Origin of the sequence: uncultured Thiocystis sp. (assembly GCF_903866365.1) — a bacterium.
GTDB lineage: Bacteria > Pseudomonadota > Gammaproteobacteria > Chromatiales > Chromatiaceae > Chromatium.
This window is the reverse complement of sequence record NZ_CAIPNF010000280.1, coordinates 1-5,405: the sequence shown is the minus strand read 5'-3', so window position 1 is coordinate 5,405 and position 5,405 is coordinate 1. Positions and strand designations below refer to the sequence as shown.

Below are 5,405 nucleotides of genomic sequence, written 5' to 3'. Positions count from 1 at the left end.
GGTTGATGGCGTCCAGGGCCGCCATCCGGCGCGTCGCGCGGTCCTCCGCGTCCGGCGCCGCGAACAGATCCGCCGGCGCCTGCCCGACCGGAACCAGATCCGGCAACAGCACCCCCGCCCGCCGATAGGCGTCCCCGCGCCGACACAGCCGCGCGGCGCCCGCGAGCGCCTGCGCGATCAGCGCGGCGCTGTCCTGGGTCGGGGCGACGAAGGGGAGGGTGACGGCATTGGTATAGAAGGGCCGCGCGCTGTCATCGGTCTGGATAAAGACCGTCAGCGCCGGGGCGGCCAGGCCCTGGGCGCGCAGCTTCTCGCCCGCGCGGCTGGCGAAGCGGGTCAACGCCGCGCGCAGTTCGGGCCAGGCGGTCACCGCCGCGCCGAAGGTGCGCGAGACCCGGAGCTGTTGGCGCGGCGGTGCGATCCCCTCCAGCGGCAAACAGGACCGCTCGCGCAGCTCCCAGCCGAGGCGCTCCAGCACCACGCCACCCTGCTGACGCAGCCAACGCGGGTCGGCCTCACGCACGGCCAGGGCATCGGCGAGGCCGAGCGCGCGCAGCCGTTGCCCCCAGCGGACGGCGATCCCCCACACGTCCTCGACCGGAATCCCGGCCAGCGTCGCCGCCGGATCGGGCAGGCGCGCCCAGTCGAGCACCGGGCCATCGGGACTCTGCCCCTGCTTCGCCAGCCGATTGGCGAGCTTGGCGAGCGTCTTGGTCGGGGCGATGCCGACCGAGACCGGAATCCCGGTCCACTGGCGCACCGTGCGGGCGATCGCCAGACCGTCAGCGGTCGGGTTCTGGCATCCGGTCAGATCCAGGAAGCATTCGTCGATCGAATAGACCTCGATGGTCGGCGCAAAACCGGCCAGCACCTGCATCACGCGCCGCGACAGGTCGCCATAGAGGGCGTCGTTTGAGGAGAACACGGTCACCTGAGCGTGCAACCGGGGATCGAGTTTGAAGAACGGCAGCCCATCGAAATCCCGAGCGCCTTGGCTTCGTGGCTGCGGGCGATCACGCAACCGTCGTTGTTCGACAGGACGATGATGGCCCGCCCTTCCAGGTCGGGGCGGAACAGCCGTTCGCAGGAGGCGTAGTTATTGCAGTCGACCAGCGCGAACATGGCGATCAGAACGAGCGCACGGCATGCGCGACCACGCCCCAGAGGTGCAGCGCCATCCCGTCGCGGATCTCCAGCGGCGGATAGGCGGGATTCTCCGGCAGCAGCCACACCCGGTCGCCCGCGATGTTCAGGCGCTTCACCGTCAGCTCGCCGTCGATCACCGCGACGACGATGGACCCGGACTTGGCCTCCAGGGCACGATCGACCACCAGCAAGTCCCCGTCGTGGATCCCGACCCCAGTCATGGAGTCGCCCCGCACCCGCACGAAGAAGGTGGCGGCGGGATGACTCACCAGATGCGTGTTGAGGTCGATGGTGGCCTCGATGTCATCGTCCGCGGGCGAGGGAAAACCGGCCGCGATGCGCGAGCCGTAGAGCGACAGCGGAAGCACCGAGGGCGCCGTGGTGAAGGTCAAGGCGTCGGGGGGGCACCACGCTCGCCGCGCGTGTGGCAAGCCAGGCGCGCACCGCCGGGACCGCACTGACAGGCAGTCGGATCGGCTGGGTGGACTCGCCATGGGGACCGGACCCAGGCTTGCGTCCGGCGCCAGGGCGCGCACCGCCGCGCGCGGTGGGGGGAGATTGGGGCATGGGCGCTCGGGGTTATTTGAAAGATGTACGATAATCAGGATGGGGCTGGCTGGCAAGTCCGACACCCCGCGGGCGCCGCGCGAGTGGGTTCAGGCACCGCCGCCGCGCCGGCCCGCTCAAGCGTTGCCTGATCGCCTAACACCGCCTGGATCTCGACCAGGGTCGGCGGGCGGGTGGAGGCGGGCTCGTCGTGCCGCCCCAGGCAGGTGAGGCGCATGACATTGGGATCCTGGCGCTCGTCGAGCCAGAAATGGTAGCCGAACCGGATCATCGGTGCGCCACCGCTGTCACCATGGCTCGCGAGTTGGAAACGGACGTGGCGGTCCTCGTCGGGAGGACGATCCGCCTTGGATACCAAAGCCACGTAGTCTTGGACGCGGGTGATCGCGAAGCGGGCGGGGGCGACGGTTTGGATCGCGGCGGGGTCGAGACGACGGACCTCCAGCGCGCAGGTCGCGTCCTGGCTAGCACCCGACGCGCGGCCCGCGGTGAAGAAGGCGCGCGTGCGTCCCGGTGGGATCTGTACCGGCTGGTGTAACCGCAGCGCACTCCCGGCAGGAATCTCGATCCAATCCCCCGGAACGGACTCGCGGACGAGGGTGTGGCAGGCGCCGAGGAGGAGGCTTATCAAACAGACCGCGGTCGATGGGAGCAAAGCGCGCATGTTCATCTGACCGTCCAAAACGATGGTGGATAGGATGGAAGGATCGATCGAGACCAACGGACGCACCCGATGAACACGTTCGCCGCAGACCGCGAGGCTGCTTGTCGGCGCGGTCTCCCTGTGCTGGCGTCAATGCCCCATCAGCACCGCCGTGGCCAGTGCCTTCTGGATCGCACTGACATTCTCGCTGCCGCGCACTTCCTTGACGATCGGCGTGGGCTCGCTGCCGACCCACAGCTTCATCTCCGCCTCCAGGTCGAAGTGACCGGCCGTCTCGATGGCAAAGCGCGTGATCGACTTGTAGGGGATCGACAGGTACTCGACCTTCTTGCCGGTCAGTCCTTGCTTGTCGATCAGGATCAGCCGCTTGCTGGTGAAGACGAACTGATCGCGGACGAGTTGAAAGGCCAGTTCGACGGTTTCCTCGGCGGCCAGGATGGGTTCGAGCTGCTGGGCGATCTTGTTGACATCGACGGTTGACGCATTGCCCAGCAGTCCACTCAAAAGTCCCATCTCCTCGCTCCTCCTGTTTGGTGTGGGTTGCGGCCATCAGGTGACGGCGGGTGTCCGATGCAGAGACGTTTCGTCGGTCAACTGTCTGAGCACGAACTCCGCCACGTCCGCACGGCTGATCCGACTGCCCTTGAGCGAGCGGTCGAGGCCAAACCGATAGCGCCCGGTCTTCGGACCATCGGTCAGTCCGCCCGGCCGGACGATGGTCCAGTCCAGCCCGCTGGCCTTGACGAGTCGTTCCTGTTCCGCCTTCGCGGCCATGATCGGTTTCAGGGTCAGATCCATGATCAGGCGAAACGGCCAGGCAATCTGCTCGCGACTGTCGCCGACGCCGAGCGACGTCACCACGATGATACGACGCACACCCGGTTCCTGCATCGCCGCGAGGATGCGCTCCGTCCCCAGCGCTTCGATCGGTGTCTTGCTCCCATGACTCCCCAGCGCACAGACCACGGCGTCCGCGCCCGCGACACACGCGGTCACGGCGGCCAGATCCAGCACGTCGCCGCTGATCGTGGTCAACTCCGGTCGCGCCGGGAGGCGGGATGGCGCGCGGACCAGCGCCGTGAGGGTGTGGCCTTGTTCGATGGCTTGGGTCAGAACCTGTTGACCGGTACCGCCGGTCGCGCCAAATAAAGCGATGTGCATGCCGTCCTCGGTGAATCGGGATGATTAGATGGCTCAAGTAGCGCGACAGACGCGCGCTGAGAACGATCGCTCGCACCGCGAGACCGTGGAACGAGTCGACCACGACCACACTGACCAACAAGCGTGATCGAGCGTCGACACCGAAATCCCAGGTTCGTCTCCTGATCCTATTCTTAACATGGATTGTGACGACGCCGTTAGAGACGCACAATCCCCGTTGCCCGCGCCTCGCGCAGCCAGTGCGGGAACTCCTGGAGCATCCGGTCGTACAACTGTTCCTCGGTCAATTGATGCAAGTCGTCAACGGCAAAGAACCCGCAATGATCGACCAGGCGCCCCTCCAGGGTATCGAGCTTTTCCAGAATCCCGTAGTTGCGCCCACCCAGCCCCATGAACTGCCAGAAAATCGGGTATCGGGCCGCCTCCACCATCAGTGTCTTGATCTCCCGGTTCCGATGGACGCCGCCATCGCTGACGAAGAGCACGTAGACCGGCGGCGCGGCGGGGTGTTGACAATAATGGTCGATCACGGCCCGCATCGCCTTGGGCTCATCGTTCGCGCCACCGTACCACTGTTTCCAGCCGCCATTGGCGGTGTCCAGATAGCCCTGGATATTGCGCGTCGTCGCGGGCGGTAACGGCTTCGGCTCCCGGTCGAACGCCCAGACATCGAGGCTCCCGTCATCGTCGAAATGCAGCGCCAGCGGCAACACGCGGTCCAGCAGTTCCTGGACGCGACCGCTCTTGTATTGCTCGCGCATCGAGCCGCTGGCATCGAGCACCAACCCGACCCGCGCCACCGTGCTTTGCAGCCCCTGTTTTGCCAGGCTGACGGTTGCCTTCTTGGCCAGGTTGAGGAGATGCGGGGCTTCCTGCTCGATGCGCTTTTCCAGCGACAGGCGCGCGGGCGGCGGTGACGCGACCGGCGGGGGAGTCTCCTCCGCGACCACACCGCCGAAGTGACGGACCAGCGCCTCCAGACCGCCGTTGAAACCCTGACCGATGGTCGCGAGCCGCCAACTGTCGCCCTTGCGATAGAGTTCGATCAGCATCAAGGCCCGCTCCTGGTCGAAATCCTGGCCTTGGAACGCGAAGGTGGCGGCTGCCTTGTCACCGTCGAATAACACCACGCGCCCGGTCGACAACTGCCGCATGATGCCCGGCCCATCGATGGCCGCGACGAAGACGAGACGGACGATGGCGGTGGGCAGACGGGCGAGGGTCAGATTGAAGCCCGAGACAAACCCGGCGAGCGTGATTTGCTCGATACCACCACAGGGAGTTTGCGGCTGGTTGAAGAACACGAGATAGCGGTCATCAGCGAGCGTTCCCTGGGCGTCCAGACCAAAGCAGGAGACATCGCACGCGATCCCCTGAAGGTCGATGGCCACCTGAAACGTGGTGGAGCGGATCGGTTCCGGGAGCGGGACGCGCTGGCCACAAGTCAGTTCCATTAGCCAGCCGCCTTGATGGGCGCGACATTGCCCGTCCTGCTGGCGGGGGCCGACGCTTCGCGTTCCGGCGCCTTCCCTTTCAGCACGCGCTCCACAGTCTGAGCGTTGCGGGCCAGATAGATGGTCAACTCCTCCAGGTCCGCATCCGGCAGATTTGGCAGTACCTTGTCCGCGCGCAGCAATTGCGTCAGACGCTCGGCATTTTCCAAAATACGGTCATAGGCATCGGCGGCCTTCTTGTCGGCGGTGCGCAAGCGATCAACTCCACGGCTGTCTTTCACGATGTATTCGATCTCGATCATGGCTGGTTCCCACGCTTTTCAGATTGGTGCTTGGTGATTTGCGCCTCAACACCTGCCGTCCCGCTCGTGACCATTCCACGGGTGCCCCCATCAAGCCTGCCTGTCGAACGC

8 protein-coding genes are annotated in these 5,405 nt (G+C 66.0%); all 8 read right to left on the bottom strand.

What is annotated here, in order from left to right; all coding sequences use genetic code 11:
- A partial coding sequence (locus tag QZY07_RS15515) for a Y-family DNA polymerase (RefSeq protein WP_295404574.1) occupies positions 1-925 on the bottom strand: 925 nt, incomplete at its 3' end.
- Between the two features lie 2 nt (positions 926-927).
- Positions 928-1,122: a hypothetical protein gene (locus QZY07_RS15510; RefSeq protein ID WP_295404572.1), complete on the bottom strand. Its 195-nt coding sequence runs from the start codon at positions 1,120-1,122 to the stop codon at positions 928-930.
- Positions 1,123-1,127: 5 nt separating this feature from the next.
- Complete coding sequence (gene umuD, locus QZY07_RS15505) at positions 1,128-1,538, bottom strand: translesion error-prone DNA polymerase V autoproteolytic subunit (RefSeq protein ID WP_295404569.1); 411 nt, start codon at positions 1,536-1,538, stop codon at positions 1,128-1,130.
- A gap of 209 nt (positions 1,539-1,747) precedes the next feature.
- A complete protein-coding gene (locus tag QZY07_RS15500) occupies positions 1,748-2,344 on the bottom strand; it encodes a hypothetical protein (protein ID WP_295404567.1) in 597 nt (198 codons plus the stop codon).
- A gap of 162 nt (positions 2,345-2,506) precedes the next feature.
- Positions 2,507-2,890, bottom strand: coding sequence for a PH domain-containing protein (locus QZY07_RS15495; RefSeq protein ID WP_295404564.1), 384 nt, complete (start codon positions 2,888-2,890; stop codon positions 2,507-2,509).
- A gap of 36 nt (positions 2,891-2,926) precedes the next feature.
- Positions 2,927-3,538: an NAD(P)-binding oxidoreductase gene (locus QZY07_RS15490; protein WP_295404561.1), complete on the bottom strand. Its 612-nt coding sequence runs from the start codon at positions 3,536-3,538 to the stop codon at positions 2,927-2,929.
- Between the two features lie 197 nt (positions 3,539-3,735).
- A complete protein-coding gene (locus QZY07_RS15485; RefSeq protein WP_295404560.1) occupies positions 3,736-4,992 on the bottom strand; it encodes a VWA domain-containing protein in 1,257 nt (418 codons plus the stop codon).
- A complete protein-coding gene (locus QZY07_RS15480) occupies positions 4,992-5,294 on the bottom strand; it encodes a YebG family protein (RefSeq protein ID WP_295404558.1) in 303 nt (100 codons plus the stop codon). Before QZY07_RS15480 ends, QZY07_RS15485 begins: the two co-directional genes overlap by 1 nt.
- Positions 5,295-5,405 lie beyond the last annotated feature (111 nt).

Coding starts and splice junctions, on each gene's coding strand:
- QZY07_RS15510 (WP_295404572.1), bottom strand. CDS start 1,122: ATGTTCGCGCTGGTCGACTGCAATAACTACGCCTCCTGCGAACGGCTG.
- QZY07_RS15495 (WP_295404564.1), bottom strand. CDS start 2,890: ATGGGACTTTTGAGTGGACTGCTGGGCAATGCGTCAACCGTCGATGTC.
- QZY07_RS15490 (WP_295404561.1), bottom strand. CDS start 3,538: ATGCACATCGCTTTATTTGGCGCGACCGGCGGTACCGGTCAACAGGTT.
- QZY07_RS15485 (WP_295404560.1), bottom strand. CDS start 4,992: ATGGAACTGACTTGTGGCCAGCGCGTCCCGCTCCCGGAACCGATCCGC.
- QZY07_RS15480 (WP_295404558.1), bottom strand. CDS start 5,294: ATGATCGAGATCGAATACATCGTGAAAGACAGCCGTGGAGTTGATCGC.